Raw genomic sequence first — 20,861 nt, 5'->3', positions numbered from 1 at the left:
GCACGCCGGCAATCGGCCGCGCCACGCCAAGGACAAGGAAACCAGATGACCCGTTCGACCAAGATCGTCGCCACCATCGGCCCCGCTTCCAGCACGCTCGAGATGCTGACCCGCATGATTGCGGCCGGGGTCGATGTGGTGCGGCTCAATTTCTCGCACGGCACCGCCGAGGACCACCTCGAGCGCGCGCGCCTGGTGCGCGAGGCCGCCCAGGCCTGCGGCCGCGAGGTCGCGATCATGGCCGACCTGCAGGGGCCGAAGATCCGCGTCGGCAAGTTCGAGAACGGCAAGATCACGCTGAAGGCCGGTGACCCCTTCGTGCTGGACGCCAACTGCCAGCTCGGCAACCAGGAGCGCGCCGGCCTCGATTACCGCGACCTGCCGCGCGATGTCGGTCCGGGCGATCTGCTGCTGCTCAACGACGGCCTGATCGTGCTGGTGGTCGACCGCGTCATCGGCAACGAGATCTTCACCACCGTCAAGGTCGGCGGCGATCTGTCGAACAACAAGGGCATCAACCGCCAGGGCGGCGGCCTGTCGGCGCCGGCGCTGACGGCCAAGGACATGGAAGACATCAAGACCGCGATGGCGCTGGGCGCCGACTATATCGCGGTCAGCTTCCCGAAGAACGCCACCGACATGGAGATGGCGCGCCAGCTCGCCGCGGTGGCGGGCCAGCAGTTCGGCCACAAGGCGCGGATGATCGCCAAGATCGAGCGGGCCGAGGCGATCCGCCCGGGCGTGCTCGAGGAAATCCTCGCCGCCTCGGACGGCATCATGGTGGCGCGCGGCGACCTGGCCGTCGAAGTGGGCAATGCCGCGGTGCCGGCGCTGCAGAAACGGATGATCCGGCTCGCGCGCGAGGCCAACAAGCTGACCATCACCGCCACGCAGATGATGGAAAGCATGATCGTCAATCCGGTGCCGACCCGCGCCGAGGTGTCCGACGTGGCCAACGCCGTGCTGGACGGCACCGATGCCGTGATGCTGTCGGCCGAGACCGCCGCCGGCCGCTATCCGGTCGAGACCGTCGAGGCGATGGCCGCGGTCTGCGTCGAGGCCGAGAAGTCCGAGGTGGTCCAGCTCGACACCGATTTCCTGAACCAGACCTTCACCCGCATCGACCAGTCGATCGCGATGGGCGCGCTGTTCACCGCCTATCATCTGCAAGTGAAGGCCATTGCCGCGCTGACCGATTCGGGCGCGACCGCCTTGTGGATGAGCCGTCACCGCATCCATGTGCCGATCTACGCGATGACGCCGAACCTCGCGTCGCAGCGCAAGATGCAGCTGTACCGGAACGTGGTGGCGCTGCCGCTGGAATCGAGCAGCGACCGCGATACCGCGCTGGAACAGGCCGAGGAGCTGCTGCTGGCCAAGGGCGTGGTGCAGCGCGGCGATTTCATCGTGCTGACGATCGGCGAGCCGATGGGGCAGCCCGGCGGCACCAATACGCTGAAGATCGTCCGGGTGGGCCTGTGACGTCGACCATGCGGTTGACCCAGAGGGAGGCGATGCCGATGACGCGAACCATGACGGGGACCACGGTGCGCTGGGGAACACAGCCCGGTGCCGCGGCCCACGGAAACTTGCCACGATAGCGGCGGACCGTGGCGACAAGCCCGGCAGCCCAAGAACATCCAATACCGAGAACCCCATTCTTTTCTTAGGAGTCTGACATGCCACTCGTTTCGATGCGCCAGTTGCTCGACCACGCCGCCGAGAACGGCTACGGTCTGCCGGCATTCAACGTCAACAACCTGGAGCAGGTCCAGGCCATCATGCAGGCGGCCGACGAAGTGAATGCGCCGGTGATCATGCAGGCTTCCGCAGGCGCCCGCAAATATGCCGGCGAACACTTCCTGCGCCACCTGATCGAGGCCGCGGTCGAGGCCTATCCGCATATCCCGGTCGTGATGCACCAGGACCACGGCCAGTCGCCGGCGATCTGCCAGGGCGCGATCGACCTGGGCTTCTCGTCGGTGATGATGGACGGCTCGCTGCGCGAAGACGGCAAGACCCCGGCCGAGTACGAATACAACGTCGACGTGACCCGCAAGGTCGTGCAGATGGCCCACGCCGTCGGCGTGACCGTCGAGGGCGAACTGGGCTGCCTGGGCTCGCTGGAAACCGGTGAGGCCGGCGAGGAAGACGGCATCGGCGCCGAAGGCAAGCTCGACCACTCGATGCTGCTGACCGACCCCGAGCAGGCCGCGGACTTCGTCAAGGCGACCCAGCTGGACGCCCTGGCGATCGCCATCGGCACCTCGCACGGCGCGTACAAGTTCACCCGCAAGCCGACCGGCGACATCCTGGCGATCAGCCGCATCAAGGAAATCCACGCCCGCATCCCGAATACCCACCTGGTGATGCACGGCTCGTCTTCGGTCCCGCAGGAACTGCTGGAAGAAATCCGCAAGTTCGGCGGCGACATGAAGGAAACCTACGGCGTGCCGGTCGAGGAAATCCAGGAAGCGATCAAGTACGGCGTGCGCAAGATCAATATCGACACCGATATCCGTCTGGCCATGACCGGCGCGATCCGCCGCTTCTTCGTCGAGAACCCGAGCAAGTTCGACCCGCGCGAATACCTGAAGCCGGCCCGCGAAGCCGCCAAGCAGGTCTGCAAGGCGCGCTATGTCGCGTTCGGCTGCGAAGGCCAGGCCGGCAAGATCAAGCCGATCGCGCTGAAGGAAATCGCCGAGCAGTACAAGTCGGGCAAGCTGTCGCAGGTGGTGCAGTAAGGCGTTGCCGCCCGGTCTTCAGCGCCGAGCGCATGAGGACCGGGCCCCGGCTGACGCCATGGCCATGAATTGACCGATGGGGCTTCGCCACCGCACGAAGCCCCTCATTGTTTTTCCCTCTCTCCCGCTCGCCGACCTATTTCTATGTCTGACGCTCTCTATCAGTCCTCCATCCGCTCGCTGCCGCTGCTCGGCCATGGCAAGGTGCGCGACAACTATGCCGTCGGCGACGACAAGCTGCTGATCGTGACGACCGATCGCCTGTCGGCGTTCGACGTGATCCTCGGCGAGCCGATCCCGGGCAAGGGCCGCGTGCTGAACCAGATGGCCAACTTCTGGTTCAAGAAGCTGGCCCATATCGTGCCGAACCACGAGACCGGCATCGCGCCCGAGACCGTGGTGCAGGCGGACGAGGTCGAGCAGGTGCGCGGCCGTGCGGTGGTGGTCAAGCGGCTGAAGCCGATCCTGGTCGAGGCCGTGGTGCGCGGCTATCTGGCGGGTTCGGGCTGGAAGGATTACCAGGCGACCGGCCGGGTTTGCGGCATCGAACTGCCGGCGGGCCTGCAGAATGCGCAGAAGCTGCCCGAGCCGATCTTCACGCCGGCGGCCAAGGCCGAGATGGGCGAGCACGACGAGAACATCAGCTTTGCCGAGGTCGAGGCGCGCATCGGCAAGGAGCTGGCCGCGCAGATGCGCGACATCTCGATCCGCCTGTACAAGGAGGCGGCCGATTATGCCGCCACGCGCGGCATCCTCATCGCCGACACCAAGTTCGAGTTCGGCCTCGACGAGAATGGCACGCTGACGCTGATGGACGAGGTGCTGACCGCCGATTCGTCGCGCTTCTGGCCGGCCGATTCCTATCAGGTCGGCACCAATCCGCCGTCGTTCGACAAGCAGTTCGTGCGCGACTGGCTCGAGGCGGTGCGCATCGACGGCAAGCCGTGGCCCAAGACCGCGCCGGCGCCGGCCCTGCCGGCCGACGTGGTCGAGAAGACCGCCGCCAAGTACCGCGAGGCGCTGACCCGGCTGACCGGGCAGGAACTGCAATAAAGCAATAACGGCAATAACGGCAATAACCGGGCGGCCGCGGGCACGCCACGCAAGCGAGGATCGGAAGTGAGCCAGGAAGTGAGCCAGACAGACAAGCCGCTGGTCGGCGTCGTGATGGGCAGCAGCTCGGACTGGGACGTAATGCAGCACGCCGTGGCGATGCTCAAGGACTTCGGCGTCCCGTTCGAGGCCCAGGTGGTATCGGCGCACCGGATGGCCGACGAGATGTTCCGCTATGCCGAGACGGCGCGCTCGCGCGGACTGCGCGCGATCATCGCCGGCGCCGGCGGTGCCGCGCATCTGCCCGGCATGATCGCCGCCAAGACCATCGTGCCGGTGTTCGGCGTGCCGGTGCCGTCCAAATACCTGCGCGGCGAGGATTCGCTGCTGTCGATCGTGCAGATGCCCAAGGGCGTGCCGGTGGCCACCTTCGCGATCGGCGAGGCGGGCGCGGCCAATGCCGCGCTGCACGCGATCGCCACGCTGGCGGCCACCGACGAGACGCTGGCCGCGGCACTGGAGGCGTTCCGCACGCGCCAGACCGAAGCGGCGCGCGCGATGACGCTGCCGCTGTGAGCCGAGCCGGCCGATCCGCCGGTCTGCTTCACTGATTTACCGATTCACTGATTCACCGATTCACTGATTCACCGATTCACGCCTCGGCGGCCGTCGCCGGCGGCCGCGAACTGTTCCCCTGGAATCCGCACGAGCATGCCCACCGATATCCATCCCCATCTGATCGAAGCGCATACGCCCGAGTCGCGCGCCGAATTCGGCGTCGGCGGCCCGAACGCGCCGATCCTGCCCGGCGCCTGGCTCGGCATGCTCGGCGGCGGCCAGCTGGGCCGGATGTTCACGCACGCCGCACAAGCGATGGGCTACAAGGTCTGCGTGCTCGATCCCGACCAGGACAGCCCGGCCGGCGCGGTTGCCGACAAGCATCTGTGCGCGACCTACACCGACGAGGCGGCGCTGGCCGAGATGGCCCGGCTGTGCCAGGCGGTCTCAACCGAATTCGAGAACGTGCCGTCGATGTCGCTGGACCGGCTCGAGCAGCTCGGCGCCTTCGTCGCGCCGCGCGGCCACTGCGTGTCGATCGCGCAAAACCGCATCGGCGAGAAGAAGTTCTTCGCCGCCTGCGCCGAGCGCACCGGCGTGTCGCCGGCCCCGCACTGGGTGATCCAGCACGATGCCGACATCGACCAGCTGCCGGAGCAACTGCTGCCCGGCATCCTGAAGACAGCCCGCATGGGCTACGACGGCAAGGGCCAGGCCCGCGTCAAGACCCGCGACGATGTGCGCGCCGCCTGGAACGCGATGCAGCATGTGCCTTGCGTGCTCGAACAGATGCTGCCGCTGGCCTATGAGGTGTCGGTGCTCGCCGCGCGCGGCGCGGACGGCTCGACCGCGACCTGGCCGTTGGCCGAGAACGTCCATCGCGACGGCATCCTGTTCTCGACGGTGATGCCGTCGCGCCAGGTGTCGGCCGAGATCGCCGACCGCGCGCGTGCGGCGGCGGCGACCATCGCCGGCGAGATGGGCTATGTCGGCGTGCTGTGCATCGAATTCTTCGTGCTGCAGGACGGCAGCCTGGTTGCCAACGAGATGGCGCCGCGCCCGCACAACTCCGGCCATATCACGATGGACGCGTGCGAGACCAGCCAGTTCGAGCAGCAGGTCAGGGCGATGGCCCGGCTGCCGCTGGGCAGCACGCGCCAGCATTCGGCCGGCAAGATGCTGAACCTGCTGGGCGACGTCTGGTACGAATACGGGCTCGAGCGCGAGCCGGCGTGGGACGCGGTGGTCGGACAGCCCGGCGCCAAGCTGCATCTGTATGGCAAGAGCGACGCGCGCCCCGGACGCAAGATGGGCCACGTCAACTGCATCGGCGAGCGCGCCGAGGACGCGCAGCGCGCCTTCGATGCGGCGCTGCAGGTCCTGCATATCGCGCCCTGATTTTCCGCACAGTTCTCTGCTCAGTGTGATGACGATGGCCGCCGCTTCCTATCCTTCCCGGATGCCGACCGCCGCCGAGCTCGACGAGGCCGCGCGCCTGCTCGAGGCCGGACAACTGGTCGCGTTTCCGACCGAAACCGTCTATGGCCTCGGCGCCGATGCCGAGAACCCGGAGGCGGTGGCGCGCATCTTCGCCGCCAAGGGACGGCCGTCGAACCATCCGATCATCGTCCATGTGGTCGACGGCGCCGACATTGGCCATTGGACCGACGACGTACCGGAGGCCGCGCAGCGCCTGATCGACGCCTTCTGGCCGGGGCCGCTGACGCTGATCCTCAAGCGCGCCGCGCATATCCCTGCCGATGTGGCGGGCGGCCAGGACAGCATCGGCCTGCGCTGCCCCTCCCATCCGGTCGCGCAGGCGCTGCTGTCGCGCTTCAAGCGCGGCCGCGGCGGCATCGCGGCGCCGTCGGCCAACAAGTTCGGCCAGGTCAGCCCGACCACCGCGCAGCATGTGCGCGAGGAATTCGGCGACAGCGTCTATGTGCTCGAAGGCGATGGCGTCGAGGTCGGCATCGAATCGACGATCGTCGACCTGTCGCGGCTGGACCGGGGCATCGGCCCGGTGCTGCTGCGCCCGGGCGCGATCACGCCGGCGATGATGGCCGACGTGCTGGGCGTCGCGCCGCTGCCGCCGGATGCCGCTGCACCGCGGGCCTCCGGCACCCTGAAGGCCCACTACGCGCCGCGCACGCCGCTGTATCTGCGTGAAGCGCAGGACTTGCCCGCTGCGCTGGCCGATCTGCCGGCCGACGTGCGCGTGGCATGGGTCGCAGGCGCTCCCGCGCCGGATTCGCGTTGCGTCTGGATCCCGGCACCGGCAGGGCCCGCCGCCTACGCCCGTGAGCTGTATCGCCTGCTGCGACGCCTCGACAAGGAGGGCTTCGCCCGGCTCTACGTGGAGCCGCTGCCGCCGACGCCCGAATGGGCAGGCGTGCGGGATCGATTGCAGCGCGCCGCCGCGGCGTTCGCCGACTGACGCCGTTCAGGGCGGGACATACCATATCGCCGGCACGCTGGTTCGCCGGCGCAGTAGACGCCCGCGCCCGCATCGGCGATGGTTGGCGGAGCGGTACGCCAAATGCGTAAACCCGACGACTGCATCGAAAGCGCGGGCTCGCGGTCTCGAACAAACTGCCGCGTCGGCTTCAGCCGATGCCCGCAGCGATCGGTCGTTCAGGTTTGTACGGAATTGCACGGGCTGTCTCTCATCCGTGAGTTCCTGATATGCCGTTTCGTATCCCTGTTTTCGGCCGCTCCCATCCGTCCAATTCTGTCTTCGCCGCTCCAGCCCGGCCCACCGCGTCGCCTGCTGTCGGCAGCCACTCCGCTCAAGACCTCAAGTTCATCCACGATCTGCTCGATGGCCTGCGTTGGGCCGATGGCAATCCCGTCGCGCTCCGGGAATGCCTGCTTCGCTTCGCGCAGTCATCGGTCGCCTTTCCCGAACGCGGCGATTTTGAGGCCGCTGTCGCGCAAGCCCTCGCCGCCTACAGCACCCATCAGCGCCGTTTGATCGCCAAGGCCCTCGCCAGCGATGCCGAAATCCGCGCTGTCAGTCAGGATCTGCAGAACACGCCGTACCACGGCGATTCGGAGCTGCGCCTGCACGCCGCCGCGCGGGTGGACGCGCTCAGGCAGGCCGGCATGCAACTGCCCAGCCTGCTGATGACGGTCGCCGCCAAGGCGGCGGAACCGGACATGACCCCCGACGCGACGGTCTCGTTCGACACGATCCGCTATCAGGAACTGTTGCACGATTTTGTGCAAGGCATTGTCGCCGACGTCGAACAGCAGACCCTGATGAGCCGCTTCCAGCGTTTGCTGGCCGCTGGTGGCGCAAAGGTGGCGATGACCGATGCCGAACTCAATGGTTATCATGCCTCGATCGAACTGGCGATGTCGCGCCTCGATGCCGCGTCGTTGACGCGCGTCCAGGATTGGTTCCAGACGCAGCCCGCGGTGCTCAGCGGACGCGTACCGGCGATCGCCAAGGGTGCCACTGCGGCGCGCGCGGCCCGAACGCCGCTGCTTGCACTATGCCGGCGCGACGAGGACTACGCCGCCCGGGAGCTCGCCAAGCTTCGCGTCATCACGGAGCAGGTCGCGAGCCGCAAGTCGCAGGGAACGCTCTGGCAGGCGCAAATACGGGACCTGGCAAATCGCTTCGCGGTATTTGCCAGCGTGACGAAGCCCGCGGGCAACGCCGATGGCATGCCGGCAGTCGACCGTGACAAAGTCGGACCGCTGCTGACGAGCCTGGCCAATGCCGCGAAGACGATCGACCAGTATGGGCGTGCATGGTCGGCCGTGGCACCGGAGGCCTGTGCCAGCCGGCTGCAAGCGTGCCATCACACCTTGAACGCGATAGTCGGCCGGGCCAGCGAACGCTGTCCCGCCAGCGTGCTGGAGACCGCCGCCACCTTGATCGGCTCCGTGGGAGCGACCTTGACCAGGCTGACGGATCTGGCCGCATTGAAGGCCCAGGGACCCTCGACGTCGTCCGGCAGCAATGCGCGATGGGACGCAGAAGTGGAAGCGCTCGTGCAGGAGATGGAAAGCGCCGCGGCGCAAGCCGCCAAACAGATCCTGTCCGAATCCATCGCTGGGGTGATGGCGGTCATTCCCGAGGCGAAGATCGATACCGTGCCACCGCTGATCCATCGACTGGCGTCAGACATCGATAGTGATCGTGAGCGGGCGTCGGCCGAGGTGGACCGGATGATCGGTCATATCGAGAATGTCGCCGCCGTCGCCGGCGCCAGTGCGTTGGCACGGCACGACTTGCCAATGTTCAATATGCGCGTTGCCCTCTTGCTGCGAACGGCCGGACATTTGCTCAATGACGAACAGTTGCGACGGCTGTCACGCTGCGAAGGTCTGGGAATGCCCATGGCGGCCTTGTGCAATTTCGCCAAGGAGCATCGGAATCAGCTCCGCCTGTGTCTGCAAGCCGAAACCGCGCCAGAACTCGCCAATGCGCTGGCGAACGCGACGAGAGCCGGGATGCGGCTGTTCAGCGACACGTTGTTCCATGGCGGCACGCACAACGTCGAAGAGGCGCGAAACATGGCGTTCGAGCAATCCGGCCGCATGATGGCAAAGTCCATGCAGGACATTGCCACCGGGGTCGGCCAGCGCGAGCTGGGCCGAGTGCATGCGCGCCTGCAGGGCAACGCGTTCCAGGCGCTCCACCAGGTTCTGCACAGCCTTGATCGCACGTCACCGTACGATCTGGCCGACGGTACGAAGCTTCGCTTGCCACCGGATCGCTTGCCGGATATTCGCTTGCTGGCAGGGATGAACGAAGGGACCCGCGTGCTGCGCCTGGATGCGGCGCGCGCTGCGGGGAAAATCCCGACCACGCCGCGCCAGCTGTCGGATGCACGATGGGACGAGATCACGTCTTTCCTGTGTGGCAGCGGGAAGGTCCTTGACCCAAGCCTGTTCTGGGAACTTGAGGAACCGTATTCCCGCGCCGATGAAGCGCAGCGCGCTGAACCGCCGGATCAACGGCCGTCGCCAAAGCTCGATCCCGCGCGGTCTCAGCTGCTGACCCGTGGCATGCCGGCGCAAGATTGGGAGGATTCCTGGACCGCAGACGACGAGGTCGTCATCACGGAAGAGGACAACCCTAACTGGGTCAGTCCGGATGCCACACATGAAGCCGATCTGCGCCGCACCGCCAGAGAGGCGTTGCGGGACATGGTCGACGCTGCCAATCAGGCTGTGGGCGACGCCTTGGCCGCGATAACGCAATGGGACAGCAGAGCGCATCGCCCGAATTCCAACATGCTGTTGGAGGGACGCAATCGGGATATCTATGTCGCCCTGCAAGCACTGTACGTTGCGTTACAACGGGTCGACACATCGATCCTGCGTCCTGACGACATGAAAGTCATCGACTCCGTCATCAGGAACGATGAATGGACCGTCGATGGATTTGAACAGGTCGCTCGCATCTTGAACACGGTTTCGGCACTCAACGCCCAAATCCTCGACAACGCAGCCGATCAATCGATTCTGGACGAGGTTAAGGCAAGCGCGAAGGCACTGCATGATGTCCTGAATCTGTTTGACAAGAAGCGTCCAACAGGGATGAACGAGAAGCTGGGGTTCCGGTTCAGGAACGCGCGTGAGTTCATGACGACATTGGAATAGGGCGGCTTTGATGAAACGGTGAACAAGGAGAGAACGATGGGAACTACAGCGATATCGGCATCGACGACTCCCCGTTTCGGGGGGGCGCACATGCTCGCGGGAAACGAGTCCGGCGGCCAGCACTTCGGCATCCTCGATAGCCTGCCGGCAGAAGTCCTTGACCACATCGTGCGGTCGGACCCGGATTCCACCCTGCGTTTGATGGACACGTCGCATCAGATGGAGAGTTTCATCGTCGGCACCGTACTGCAGTCCCTGTATGACAAGCTTGGAGGCTCCATCGCGCGAACCCGGCGCTTTATCCAGGCCGCCTTGAAGCGAGGCAAGACGGCCCGCCAGATCGTTCTGCTGTCCAGCCTGCTGACCGACCGGGATGTCGGCGTCCGTGGGCGGCGCCTGGTCCAGATCGGCATGCTCAACATCCGGTCGCACAATGCGCTGTGTTCGGAGTTGATCAATCTGCTTTGTCACCCCGACGTTGCACTGTATGCCTTCGAACTCGATTTTCCCTTGCTGGGGACTGACGACCTGCGCTGCCGTCGGCGGCTCATCGGCAAAGTCCCGCCACCATCGGGGAGCAAGATCGAGTACATCGATGGGAAGCGCGTCTATGTCAATGGCTTGGACAAGGTCTTCCTGCACTTCTCGGACTGGTTCAAGGAGGCGAATATGCCCAGCCTGTTCGGCGCGCAGTATAACCATAGCCTTGCGCCCTCACACCCGCTGATCCTGCCGTCCGATAGCGAAGTATTCGCTGTGGACGCCATAGACTATTCGGACCTCAGCGACAGCCATATCAGGATGGTCGCCAGTGTTGACGCCGGCAGCCTGGCATTGTCGATGGAACGTTATATGTCGGCGGACATCCTCAGGCGGATGAATAAAAAGGCCCCGCCTGGGCAGAGCGGTGTGCTTTACGCAGCGATGTTCGGCGGAAACGGCCCGACCAAATCGATCAAGACGGCCATGCTCACCCCTATCGGGCCTTATCACCAATGGGGGCGCGAGATGTTCCCCGCAAGTCCGTCCCGCTCATCCGGGAAATCCGAGCCTACGGATCGGCGGCTCAAGGCTCAGAGCGATTGCATCCTGCTATGACGGTGACGCCACGACTTTCCGCGATGGCGGGGAAAGTTCATCCAGGAATAGCGGGGAAGGCGGCGCGGATTTTGAGGAAGAAGTACTCCTCATCGCCATAGCGGTAAGCGCACCGCTTGATGAACTTGATGGTGTTGTTGATGCCGTCGGCGATGCTGTCTCGCAGATTCGACTGGGAAGAACTGCCCCACGCGCACGAAGTTCTGGCTCGCAACCTCCATCCGCCCGGAGCGATGGCGATACGCGTTTTGTGCCCTAACGGCGTTGCAACGTGATATGTGGCCGCTCTCCTGCACCGAACTTGTTAATCGCAAGGTATCCCCAAGACCCTATTAGGACTGGATTTAATGCGGCGCTGGCGCGCCGCGGTACACCCACTCCAGCAAGGCATCATGCGCCTGTTGGGCCTGAGCGGCATTTGGATGATTGATCAGACTGACAACGACATAGCGTCCGCCGTCGGCCGCATCGACATAACCGGCGATGGCCCGCACATCGGCCAGCGTGCCGGTCTTCAGATAGCCGTGTCCAGCAGCGCTGCTGCGTGTCAGCCGGTTGCGCAGCGTGCCATCCACGCCCAGCACCGGTAGCGAGCTCACGAAGATCGGCGCCGCCTCGCTGGCGAGCGCCTGTTGCAGCAGGCGGGCCAGATCGTAGGCGCTGATGCGTTCCTGGCGCGACAGTCCCGAACCGTTGTCCAGCATCAGCCCCGGCATGTCGAGCCCCTGGTGCGACAGCCAGCGGCGGATCACCGCCGCCGAGCGTGCCGTGCTGGCCGGGCCGCGCCGGTCGATCTCCGCACCGATGGTCAGGAACAGCTGGCGCGCCATCACGTTGTTGGAGTACTTGTTGATGTCGCGGACGATGTCGGCCAGCGGCAGCCCATAGTGGCGCGTCAGCCGGAACGCCGGCCGCGGCACGCTGCCGCGCCGGATCGCCGGTGGCTTCGCGAAGGTGCCGCCGGCCGCGAGCCATTGCGCGATAAAGCCGCCGCCGATGAAGTCGTCATGGCTCAGCGCGGCGTAGTTCAGCACCTGTTCGCCGCAATCGGCGGAGTAGCTGCCTTCGAACGAGGCGACCACGGTGCCGTCGGTCTGCGGGGAAAGCGTCGGCATGGCGCCGGCCCGCCAGTCGCCGCAGCGGCCATTGGTCAGGGCCAGCCGGTTGTCCAGACGCAGTTGCGCCAGCGGCGGCATGACCGAGACGCCGACCGTCTGCGTGGCGGTATCCGGCGTCAGCGTGAACGACAGGGTCTTGAACGAATACAGCAGCGCGTCCGGTGCCACGTTGTAGGCGCGATGCGACTCGCCGTCGATGGTGCCGCCATTGTCCAGTCCCTGCTGGAAGTAGCTGCGGTCCAGCACCACGTCGCCGGCGATCGTCGTCACGCCGGCCCGCCGCGCCGCGGCCACCAGCCTGGCCATCTCTTCCGGCACCAGCTTCGGATCGCCTTGCCCCCGCAGATAGACGTTGCCGACCACGCCGTCGGCGCCCGGCTCGCGGTCCGCGTAGAGCGAGGTCTGCCAGCGATAGCTGGGGCCGAGCAGTTGCAGGCCGGCGAAGGTGGTGACCAGCTTCATCGTCGAAGCCGGGTTCATCGGGGTCTGGGCGTTCCAGCTGGCCGTGGCTGTCGGCGCGCCTTGCCGGACGATGTAGAAGCTGGTGGCCTGCAGGGGAACGTTGGCCGCCGCAAGAGCCCGCGTGACAGCCTCCGGCAGTCCGGCAGAGGCAGCCGCGAGCCGGTGTTCGGCGATGGCGGGCTTGACGATTTGCTTGCGCGCCTGGACCTTGTCGCGCTTTGCCGGCGTTCTTGCGTCGGCTTCGATCGGAGCGCCCAGTCCCAGCGCAGTGCCGAGGATCAGGACAGGGACGGCGGAAAGGGATGCACGCAGGGCGGTCGACATGCGCGGGATGCTAGCACACGACAACCGCGTCGGAGACATGTCGCGGTAGTGCGACGAGCGGACCCGTTAACGAAAGAAGCGGCCTCGATATTAGAAGATTCACCGGTGTCCGACCGGCACCATGCAGCCTCGCTGCACTCATCCTGCCGAAAGGAACCCAATGTCCGGATTGAACCTCGCTTGCTGGAGCCGGAAGTCGGTCGACCCGTCGCCGCGGCGCACCGACGCGAACGTCGCCGAGGCGCGCGACAGCTTCGCGGCCAGGCTCGGCATGCTGTGCAACGGCTTTGCCACTGCCGCGGCGAGCCGCCGCGATCAGATACGAGCACGAATCGATCTGCGGAAGACGGAACGTCATGCGAAGGAACAACCCGAGACGGCGGAGGAGCGACAACAGGCCGCTGCGCGGCTTCTGGAATCCCTGCTCGCGGCTTCGCATGCAGACCATGGGGCGGCCCTCGAGAAGCATGCGCGCGTCGATGTGGTATCGCAATTTGTGCGCGACTTGTCCAGTGATGAGCGTCACGATTGCCTGCATCTGCTCCGTGCGTACCGCACCGAGATTCAAGCCCTTCTGTTGGAGCGCTATCGATCTTCCGATGCGACGATCAAGCGCACCGCGGCCATCCTGGCCGACGACCTCAACCTGCTCCGGAGCGAACTGGTTCGAGCCGAAGCAGGCGACAACAGGCAAAGCACCTCGCCGTTCGATATCGGAGAATACGAAGCGGCCCTTCGCGCGGTGGTTAACGCCATCGTCGAGGATCAAGGCACGCCGCAGTCGCGACGGGCCGTACGCGAGGCGCTGGACAATGCCGTCGCCTGTGGAGGAGCGAGCCGGGCGCTATCGGGCAAAGCGCTCGACGCCTACAACGATGCCGTGCTGGGCGTGTTGATCCGGCGGCCAGACCGCGAACTCGCTCTCGTGCACGCCTGGTTCGAGCGTGAGCGAGGCGATGCAGCCGATGCAGGATATCGACAGTGCATCGGCCAGAACAACGCATTTGCGGCGCGCGAGTTATCGAAGCTGCGATCGGCCGTCGCGTCGATCGAAGCAAATACGGAAAGCGCTCGACAGTCCAAGGCCAAACTTCGTGCCGCCTTTGCCGTTCCCTGCCTTGCAGCGATCAATCAGGCTTTGCGCCATTTTGAGGACCGGCGCTTCGAGAGCATCGCACCCTATTCGCGGTGGGACACTCTGGAGGGACACTTGTTGCCACCGGCGTTCTCGACCGAAGACGTCAGGAAGTTCGCAGCGTTGCATGGTAGGCTCGAAGCCATTCTTCAGCCCCGATTGGTCGATGCGAGTGGGAGAAAGGTCGCCGTACTGAAGGACAATATCGCTTTCCTCGAAAGCCAGGCCGACCAGCTTGTGTCCCTGTCGATGGAACAGTATGGTGCGCTGGTCACCCATGCCAAAGAAGGCTCGTTGACGCCAGACGTCGTGCGTGACGCGTATGCCGTCATCGACGCGGCGATCGAGCGGTTTGCCGGTGCGGTGCGCGCGGACGTAGCGGAACAGGCAAACAATCTGCCTGTCCTTGCGAAGGCCATTTGCGACCGATTCGTCGTCGACGAAACCGGATTCGCCCGACTACGCGATAGCCAATTCGGTAACCACCGGGAGCAGATCAACACGCTGATTGCCGTTCTGAATCACCTCGCTGTCGTGCAAGGCGCGACGCGCTCGCGAGGGCCGATTCTCGACGATGCCACCGTAGCCGAGCTGCTCCAATTCCTGACCCGCATCGCGCATCAGTTGAGCGATTCCCAGCGCAGGCTCCTGATGGAATGCGGCGGCGTTCATCACGCCATTCCCGACATCGCCATGCTCGGCGAGACGCTGCAGCGTGGGATGAGGCAACTGCAGCATCCTCCTGCCAGTCCGGCGGCCTTGCTAAGGACGATCAAGGACATTGCAGATTCCGGACTGGCCCTTCAACGACTCGCCGGGATGGACGATGCTGTGGCGGCGAAATCAGACCGGGCCGGCTCCGCGGCACCGGGACCGTCTTGGGAGCTGACCGATCTGCGCGGGTTGTTCCGCTTCGTGATTGGCGAGAAGTTGACACCCAAAGCGATTGCGGCCCTGCAGGACAAGATGCATCGGGCGGACTACATGGCGTGTCATCACGCCGTCGGCAGGCTCGCCGACGCGGTCAAGCCGTTCGTTGATCGACAGGAGACGAACGCAAGTGTGGGCGCCCTGTCCGATGAAATCATTCGCTGGAACGCAAGTTACGGCATCCTCGCCAGTGAACTGGCGGCACAGAGCCGCAGGCCGATGACAAGCAGGCCGGTGGACCTGCAGAAGTACCGACGCCTGGTTGAAAAAACGTTGAAGGACGCATACGGCTTGATGGTGTCAGTGGATAAGGACCGCATCAACATACTCGGAAGTCTTGGTACGGAGTACTTTGTGAAGGACGACCGAGGCGTCCATCGCGCAAGACTGGTGAAGGCGCCGCTGACCGAAGCGCAGCTGGATGCAATCAAGCAGCATTCCCTCTACGCGAAGGAAGGAGGCCTGAGCGAGCGCGCCACACTGGTCTTCCCGCAATATAAGGACTCGAGGGGCAAGCCGCATCAGTTCACGGTGGCGGAACAGTGGGCCGCCGATGTGGGGCGTTGCGATATGCAGGCGGGCAACGTATTGCTATCGATGAAAGATGTCAACAACGCCGAACTACCGCGCGTGAGCAACCCGCCGGAAGCCAGCGGCGCCAAACACTCTGCGAAAGCCACAATTGTCCGAACCAGCAACAACGGAGCGCTGTATCGGTTCATGCAGTCGCTGCTTGCGTTGTGCGATGGCGATCATGAGCGGCTTTTCCGTGCGACGCAGCAAATGAATCAGGCATTTCAAAGCGGCGCGTACGTAGCCTTGACGATGGAGGATTTCGGCTCGTTCGGCCGGGGAGAGCCCAAACTGTTCGACAGCGATCGGGGAAGCTTGCCCCAGGACAACGTCATCAAATATGTCTGTTCGCGTCGGCCAGACGGCGGTCTCGGGTTTACGGCCACGATGGAATTGCCGCGTATCAACGCGGTGGTTCGGGATGACGATTTGCGCGGCCTGACCGCAGAATCATGGCTCGACAGTGCGCGTTCGGCATTCAGAATCCAGACGTCGTGGGTCTATACCAGAAGCGGCAAGATCGTGCTTGACGACAAGCGCCCTTGTGAACGCAGTTATGTCCTGGTCCTCGGGCGGGAAACCCATCCGGCCAGCGAAGCAGTCGGCCACTAACAGGAGCCAATGATGACGCGCGTCTCTGCAAACGTAGTGCAATCCTGTCATGGCGATCCGCCTGACGTGTCGATATGGGCGTGGCGGACCGATTGGACGCTCCCCGATTTTCCCACTTCGGCGATCGGCTATCCCGATGGCGCCTCGGCAATTCGGCATCAACAATTCGACATCAAGCTACCGGCGGGAATCGAAAAGGACGTGGCGCCAGTCAAGCTGCTGGCCTTGGCGAACGGTTATATCAATGGGGCGCTGTCGAAGTCGAAGTTCCTGCAGACTGTCAAGCTGTTGCAGAAGCCGCAAGCGGAAAGGCGTACCGACGATCTCTTCAAGCTCGGTATTCCGTGTCATTTGATGAATTGGCTGATGTTGGACGATTGGGCCATCATCGGCTTGATGAACGGCGTCATCGACATCAAGGACTACGATTTCATGTCGATGTGGCGACGCGATCTGACGGATACCGGGTTCTGGGCCAAACACTTCCCGCGTGCCGTGGACAAGCAGGGAGTGGTTTCGCGCCTGCCCGACATCCAGTTGGAAGACTGGTATCAGGTCGGTTGCTTTACGCCCCTGATGCCCTGGCATCGCGACATGGAGCCGCCGACTCCGGGTGTCTCGCGTCATCCTGTCACGCTGGAGCGGATCCGTAAGGGATTCTGTGTCTACTCCGGGCGAATCCACTATCTCGTCTGTATGACCGCTCGGCGGGTTGAGAACTCGCGGATCGGTCCCTTGGGCCGTTATCAGAATGAGGCCGAGGTCGAGCAGGAGTATTGCCGTCTCTTCTGGAACGGAAAGAAGCCGGAGGAGCGCCAGTTCTTCCCCTGCAATATTGTCTAGGACGCTCAGGGCAGTGAGGCGGCGGCGCGTCGATCGGCGCGCCTCTGACCGATGCCCGGCCTGGCCAGGATCATGACGGCGGCGCCGTACACAGCCTGCCGAGCAGTTCCACCAGCGTGCTACGCTGTTCCGGCGACAGCTGCCGCGACATGCGTGCATCATGTTCGCAGACCGCCTCGGTTACCTCCGCCAGCGTCTTGCGCCCGGCCCCCGTCAACACCAGGCTGAACGCCCGTCGATCGTTCTCGGCCGGCCGTCGCGCCACCAGCTTCATCTCCTCCAGCGCATCCACCAGCAGCACCGCACCCGAACGGGCGATGCCCATGATCCGGGCCAGGTCGGTCAGTCTCAGACTCGGATTGCGCGATATCAGCACCAGCGCCGAGAAGCGTGGCGGCGTGATGTTCCACGGGGCCAGCGCACGCACGAAATCCTCGTAGAGCCGGATTTGCGCGCGGCGGATCGCGTAGCCGATCAAACCGTCCAGCACCCCATAGTCGATGTCCGGCAGATGCGGATCGAAGCCACCGGCTTCGGCGGCGGGGTCGGGCGCGAGCGTATCGCGGGTCTTGCGCGGGGAACGGGGAGATCGGGACGAGGGCGACGAAGCGGACATGGAGGCGGGGATGGCAGGCGTGCAGCCCGCCATCCGTTCAGGCGACGCGGAAGTATCGCATCTGCACGCGGTCCGGGAAGCGGGCGCCGGTGGCGACGAAGGTGTGTTGCATCAGCCAGCGATAGGCCGGCGCCTGGGTTTCGAAGCGCGGCGCGGTGCGGAAATAGATCAGCGACGGATCGACCGTCTCGCCCGCGGACAAACGCGCCAGCACGTCGACCGGGCCGCTGCGCAGCCCCGCGTTGATGATGTAGATCCGCGCGCCGTCGTCGGTCTCCACGACGTAGCGTGCCTCGATTTCGGCGACCGTGATGCCGTCGCCGAGGTCCGGACGGACCAGCTGGAAGTCGGCGCCGCCGGGCAGTACCCGGCCGCGCAGCAGCGGGCCATCGACGACCCCATCGAGGATCGGAATCACGCGCCGCACCCCCACCGCGCTGGCGCCGACCTCGATCGCCGGATCGAGGCGGAAGCTGAAGTCCGCCACATGCTCGAGCCGCGGCGTGGGCAAGGCGAACAGGCCAGCCAAGGTAGATTCAGCAATCACTTGAGCAGCTTCCAGTTGCCGTTGTCGATCGTCAGCATCACGCGGCCGCGCTGATCGAAACCGAAGTGGTCCTGGCTGGTGTAGTTGAGGACGCCGTGCGAGACCACGATCTCGCGCTCGCTTTCGAGCGCGGCCTTCAGTGCTGCACGGAATTCCGGCGTGCCGGGCTTGGCGCGCTTGAGCGCGACCGGCACGATCCGCTGCAGCACCAGGCCGGCATCGTACGGATGCGCGCCGAACTGCGTGCGGCTTTCCGGCCCGTACTGCTTCTCATAGCGGCTGACGTAATCGAGACCCGGCTTCTTCGGCAGGCTGTCGGCGGCGAGTTGTTCCGGCACGATCACCGGACCGGCCGGCAGGATCGCGCCGTCGACCGCCTTGCCGCCAATGCGGATCAGGTCCTTCGTTGCCGCACCATGCGTGTGATAGATCGGCCCGCGATAGCCGCGCTCGCGCAGCGTGGTGTGGGGCAGCGCGGCACCGGTGCCGGCGCCGGCGATCAGCATCGCGTCGGGGCGCGCCGAAATCAGCTTCAGCGTTTGCGCGGTGACCGCCGTATCGGAGCGCGCGTAGCGTTCGGTGGCGACGAGGCGAATGCCGTTTGCGGCCGCGGCGGTGGTGAATTCCTTCAGCCAGGTCTCGCCATAGGCATCGGCAAAGCCGATAAAGCCGACCGTCTTGACGCCGTTCGCCTTGGCCGTCGCGGCGACAGCTTCCGCCATCAGCTTGATCGGCTGGGCCAGCCGGTAGGTCCATTCGCCGCGGCCGGGCTTCAGCTCGATCGGCGAGAACGCCAGTTGTACGGTCTTGCTCTCGTCGGCGACCTCGGCGATCGCAATCGACGGCGCCACCGCGGACGAGCCGAGGATGATGTCGACCTTGTCCTCGCTGACGAAGCGGCGCGCGACCTTGGTGGCCTGGGTAGGATCGGAGCCGTCGTCGAGCACGACATAGCGGATCGTTTCGCCGGCGACCTGCTGCGGCAGCAGGCCCAGCGACTGCTTCTGCGGAATGCCGAGCGAGGCCGACGGCCCGGTCGAGGAAATGCTGACGCCGACGGTGACGTCGGCCAGCGCGGCGCCGGAAATCGAGCCGGCGGCGGCGAGCGCCAGGGTCAGGCGCGCAAGCGCGGTGCGGCGAAGTGTCATCGGTTGTCTCCCTTTCTTATGTTGTTCCTGGCGGTCAACGTGTGCTGCCCTGCACGGACTGCCGATCGAATCCCGCCAGCTGCTTGTAGCGCAATGCGATCGCTTCGAGCTCGGTGCGCGGAATGACCTGCTCGATATCGGTGAAGCCCTGCGGCGCGCGCAGTTCGGCCAGCTGCATGACCTGTTCGGGACCGTTGAGCCGGTTGCGCAGCACGATGCCGGCGGTGCGCGGCAGGCGTTCGGCTTCGTATTCGCGCAGCGCGTAGCCGGTATCCGGCGTGCCAAGCAGGCAATCGACCAGATGGCGGGCATCGACGATGGCCTGCGCGCTGCCGTTCGAGCCGATCGGATACATCGGGTGCGCGGCGTCGCCGAGCAGCGTGACGCGGTCGAAGGTCCAGCGCGGCAGCGGGTCCTTGTCGACCATCGGGAATTCGTAGATCGCGGCGGCGCCGTCGATCAGCGCGGGAATGTCGATCCAGTCCCAGCGCCAGTCGACGAAGGCCTCACGGAACACCGACTTGTCGACCTGCCGGTTCCAGTCGCTGCGCGGCGGCGTGTCCGACGCGTCGTCGGGCACGCGCAGTTCGGCGATCCAGTTGATCAGCGAGCGGCCCTGCCGGCGCAGCGGCTCGGAGATCGGATAGGCGACGAACTTCTGGTCCTGATGGCCGGCCATGAACATCGAGCGTCCGTCCAGATAGGGGGGTGCTTCGGTGACGGCCCGCCACAGCATCCGCCGCGAAAAGCGCGGGGCGTCGCCGCTCGGATAGAACTGCCGCCGGACCGCCGAATGGATGCCGTCGGCGCCGACCAGCACATCGGCGCTGGCTTGCACTTCGGCACCGTCCGCACGCCGGCGCAGCGTGAATTGCACCGGCGAGCCGGGCCGTGCGCCGGTATCGTGCACCGTTTCGAAGGCATGGCCGGTATGCACGCGATCGGCGCCGAGCCTTTCGACCGCGGTGCGATAAAGCAGCATCTGCAGCTCGCCGCGATGCACCGAGAACTGCGGATACGGGTAACCCGCGGCCAGTCCGCGCGGCTCGTGCCAGATCCGTTGGCCGAACTTGTTGTAGTAGGACAGCGAGCTGGTTTCGATCGCGATCTGCGCGAGCGCCGGTTGCAAGCCGAGTTCGGCCAGTTCGCGCACCGCATGGGGCAGCAGATTGATGCCGACGCCGAGCGGTTTCAGCGATTCGCTGGCTTCCCACACTTCGGCGTCGATGCCGTGACGATGGCAGAGCAGCGCGAGCGTCAGCCCGCCGATGCCGCCGCCTGCGATGGCGATGCGCATGGTGTCTCCTGCGGCGGTCCTGCGCGCGAAGGGCGGCCCGCTCTCTGTGTTCGACGAATTGTTATGGAGTATAACTAAATCGCCGGACCATGCAAGATCGGGGCGATACGGGTGACCGGTCTATGCCCGCACGCGGATTTGACCGACCAGAGCGCCGCTCACTTTCCCCAGCTCGGCGACAGCA

At 65.2% G+C, this 20,861-nt stretch carries 15 protein-coding genes; 10 read left to right on the top strand and 5 right to left on the bottom strand.

Annotation, left to right across the window (positions count from 1 at the left end; translation table 11 throughout):
- Positions 1-45: 45 nt before the first annotated feature.
- The 8 genes from pyk (at position 46) to J5T34_RS11715 (ending at position 11,072) form a co-directional block, all read left to right on the top strand.
- Positions 46-1,482 carry a pyruvate kinase gene (pyk, locus tag J5T34_RS11750; RefSeq protein WP_174104384.1) on the top strand — a complete coding sequence of 479 codons (1,437 nt, stop codon included), beginning with the start codon at positions 46-48 and terminating at the stop codon, positions 1,480-1,482.
- A 197-nt stretch (positions 1,483-1,679) separates the two neighbouring features.
- Positions 1,680-2,744 carry a class II fructose-bisphosphate aldolase gene (fba, locus tag J5T34_RS11745; RefSeq protein ID WP_208579902.1) on the top strand — a complete coding sequence of 355 codons (1,065 nt, stop codon included), beginning with the start codon at positions 1,680-1,682 and terminating at the stop codon, positions 2,742-2,744.
- A 144-nt stretch (positions 2,745-2,888) separates the two neighbouring features.
- Positions 2,889-3,797 carry a phosphoribosylaminoimidazolesuccinocarboxamide synthase gene (locus tag J5T34_RS11740; protein ID WP_208579901.1) on the top strand — a complete coding sequence of 303 codons (909 nt, stop codon included), beginning with the start codon at positions 2,889-2,891 and terminating at the stop codon, positions 3,795-3,797.
- Between the two features lie 78 nt (positions 3,798-3,875).
- On the top strand, positions 3,876-4,373 hold the full coding sequence (purE, locus tag J5T34_RS11735; protein ID WP_208579924.1) for a 5-(carboxyamino)imidazole ribonucleotide mutase: 498 nt from the start codon (positions 3,876-3,878) through the stop codon (positions 4,371-4,373).
- Between the two features lie 135 nt (positions 4,374-4,508).
- A complete protein-coding gene (locus J5T34_RS11730) occupies positions 4,509-5,753 on the top strand; it encodes a 5-(carboxyamino)imidazole ribonucleotide synthase (RefSeq protein ID WP_208579900.1) in 1,245 nt (414 codons plus the stop codon).
- A 61-nt stretch (positions 5,754-5,814) separates the two neighbouring features.
- A complete protein-coding gene (locus J5T34_RS11725; protein WP_208579923.1) occupies positions 5,815-6,792 on the top strand; it encodes an L-threonylcarbamoyladenylate synthase in 978 nt (325 codons plus the stop codon).
- Between the two features lie 248 nt (positions 6,793-7,040).
- A complete protein-coding gene (locus J5T34_RS11720; protein WP_208579899.1) occupies positions 7,041-9,974 on the top strand; it encodes a hypothetical protein in 2,934 nt (977 codons plus the stop codon).
- Positions 9,975-10,010: 36 nt separating this feature from the next.
- Positions 10,011-11,072 carry a hypothetical protein gene (locus J5T34_RS11715; RefSeq protein ID WP_208579898.1) on the top strand — a complete coding sequence of 354 codons (1,062 nt, stop codon included), beginning with the start codon at positions 10,011-10,013 and terminating at the stop codon, positions 11,070-11,072.
- 344 nt (positions 11,073-11,416) lie between these two features.
- Here the strand turns inward: J5T34_RS11715 and dacB are convergent, their stop codons facing one another.
- Positions 11,417-12,976, bottom strand: a complete 1,560-nt coding sequence (gene dacB, locus J5T34_RS11710; protein ID WP_244258854.1) for a D-alanyl-D-alanine carboxypeptidase/D-alanyl-D-alanine endopeptidase — start codon at positions 12,974-12,976, stop codon at positions 11,417-11,419.
- A 160-nt stretch (positions 12,977-13,136) separates the two neighbouring features.
- Between dacB and J5T34_RS11705 the strand changes: the two genes are divergently transcribed.
- The gene (locus J5T34_RS11705) at positions 13,137-16,226 is read left to right on the top strand and encodes a hypothetical protein (RefSeq protein WP_208579896.1); all 3,090 of its coding nucleotides are present in this window, start codon (positions 13,137-13,139) and stop codon (positions 16,224-16,226) included.
- A 9-nt stretch (positions 16,227-16,235) separates the two neighbouring features.
- Positions 16,236-17,069, top strand: a complete 834-nt coding sequence (locus tag J5T34_RS11700) for a hypothetical protein (RefSeq protein ID WP_208579895.1) — start codon at positions 16,236-16,238, stop codon at positions 17,067-17,069.
- Positions 17,070-17,139: 70 nt separating this feature from the next.
- On the opposite strand, the gene J5T34_RS11695 is transcribed toward J5T34_RS11700, so the two are convergent.
- From J5T34_RS11695 to J5T34_RS11680, 4 genes are read right to left on the bottom strand one after another with little or no spacing between them, the layout of a single operon-like run.
- The gene (locus tag J5T34_RS11695) at positions 17,140-17,718 is read right to left on the bottom strand and encodes a MarR family winged helix-turn-helix transcriptional regulator (protein ID WP_208579894.1); all 579 of its coding nucleotides are present in this window, start codon (positions 17,716-17,718) and stop codon (positions 17,140-17,142) included.
- A 4-nt stretch (positions 17,719-17,722) separates the two neighbouring features.
- Entirely contained in the window at positions 17,723-18,232 is a 510-nt protein-coding gene (locus J5T34_RS11690; RefSeq protein ID WP_208579893.1) for a DUF3237 domain-containing protein, read from the bottom strand.
- Complete coding sequence (locus J5T34_RS11685; protein WP_208579892.1) at positions 18,229-19,380, bottom strand: ABC transporter substrate-binding protein; 1,152 nt, start codon at positions 19,378-19,380, stop codon at positions 18,229-18,231. Before J5T34_RS11685 ends, J5T34_RS11690 begins: the two co-directional genes overlap by 4 nt.
- Positions 19,381-19,414: 34 nt before the next feature.
- On the bottom strand, positions 19,415-20,677 hold the full coding sequence (locus tag J5T34_RS11680) for a flavin-dependent oxidoreductase (RefSeq protein WP_208579891.1): 1,263 nt from the start codon (positions 20,675-20,677) through the stop codon (positions 19,415-19,417).
- Between the last annotated feature and the right edge of the window lie 184 nt (positions 20,678-20,861).

It is taken from the genome of Cupriavidus gilardii, from assembly GCF_017598945.1.
Taxonomy (GTDB): domain Bacteria; phylum Pseudomonadota; class Gammaproteobacteria; order Burkholderiales; family Burkholderiaceae; genus Cupriavidus; species Cupriavidus gilardii_E.
This window is presented reverse-complemented; position numbering and strand designations above follow the sequence as displayed.

Bases quoted from the DNA above. Each gene is read 5' to 3' on its own strand.
- J5T34_RS11725 (WP_208579923.1), top strand. From the start codon at position 5,815: ATGCCGACCGCCGCCGAGCTCGACGAGGCCGCGCGCCTGCTCGAGGCC.
- J5T34_RS11700 (WP_208579895.1), top strand. From the start codon at position 16,236: ATGATGACGCGCGTCTCTGCAAACGTAGTGCAATCCTGTCATGGCGAT.
- J5T34_RS11730 (WP_208579900.1), top strand. From the start codon at position 4,509: ATGCCCACCGATATCCATCCCCATCTGATCGAAGCGCATACGCCCGAG.
- dacB (WP_244258854.1), bottom strand. From the start codon at position 12,976: ATGTCGACCGCCCTGCGTGCATCCCTTTCCGCCGTCCCTGTCCTGATC.
- pyk (WP_174104384.1), top strand. From the start codon at position 46: ATGACCCGTTCGACCAAGATCGTCGCCACCATCGGCCCCGCTTCCAGC.
- fba (WP_208579902.1), top strand. From the start codon at position 1,680: ATGCCACTCGTTTCGATGCGCCAGTTGCTCGACCACGCCGCCGAGAAC.
- J5T34_RS11695 (WP_208579894.1), bottom strand. From the start codon at position 17,718: ATGGCGGGCTGCACGCCTGCCATCCCCGCCTCCATGTCCGCTTCGTCG.
- J5T34_RS11720 (WP_208579899.1), top strand. From the start codon at position 7,041: ATGCCGTTTCGTATCCCTGTTTTCGGCCGCTCCCATCCGTCCAATTCT.
- J5T34_RS11740 (WP_208579901.1), top strand. From the start codon at position 2,889: ATGTCTGACGCTCTCTATCAGTCCTCCATCCGCTCGCTGCCGCTGCTC.
- J5T34_RS11715 (WP_208579898.1), top strand. From the start codon at position 10,011: ATGGGAACTACAGCGATATCGGCATCGACGACTCCCCGTTTCGGGGGG.
- J5T34_RS11685 (WP_208579892.1), bottom strand. From the start codon at position 19,380: ATGACACTTCGCCGCACCGCGCTTGCGCGCCTGACCCTGGCGCTCGCC.
- J5T34_RS11705 (WP_208579896.1), top strand. From the start codon at position 13,137: ATGTCCGGATTGAACCTCGCTTGCTGGAGCCGGAAGTCGGTCGACCCG.
- J5T34_RS11680 (WP_208579891.1), bottom strand. From the start codon at position 20,677: ATGCGCATCGCCATCGCAGGCGGCGGCATCGGCGGGCTGACGCTCGCG.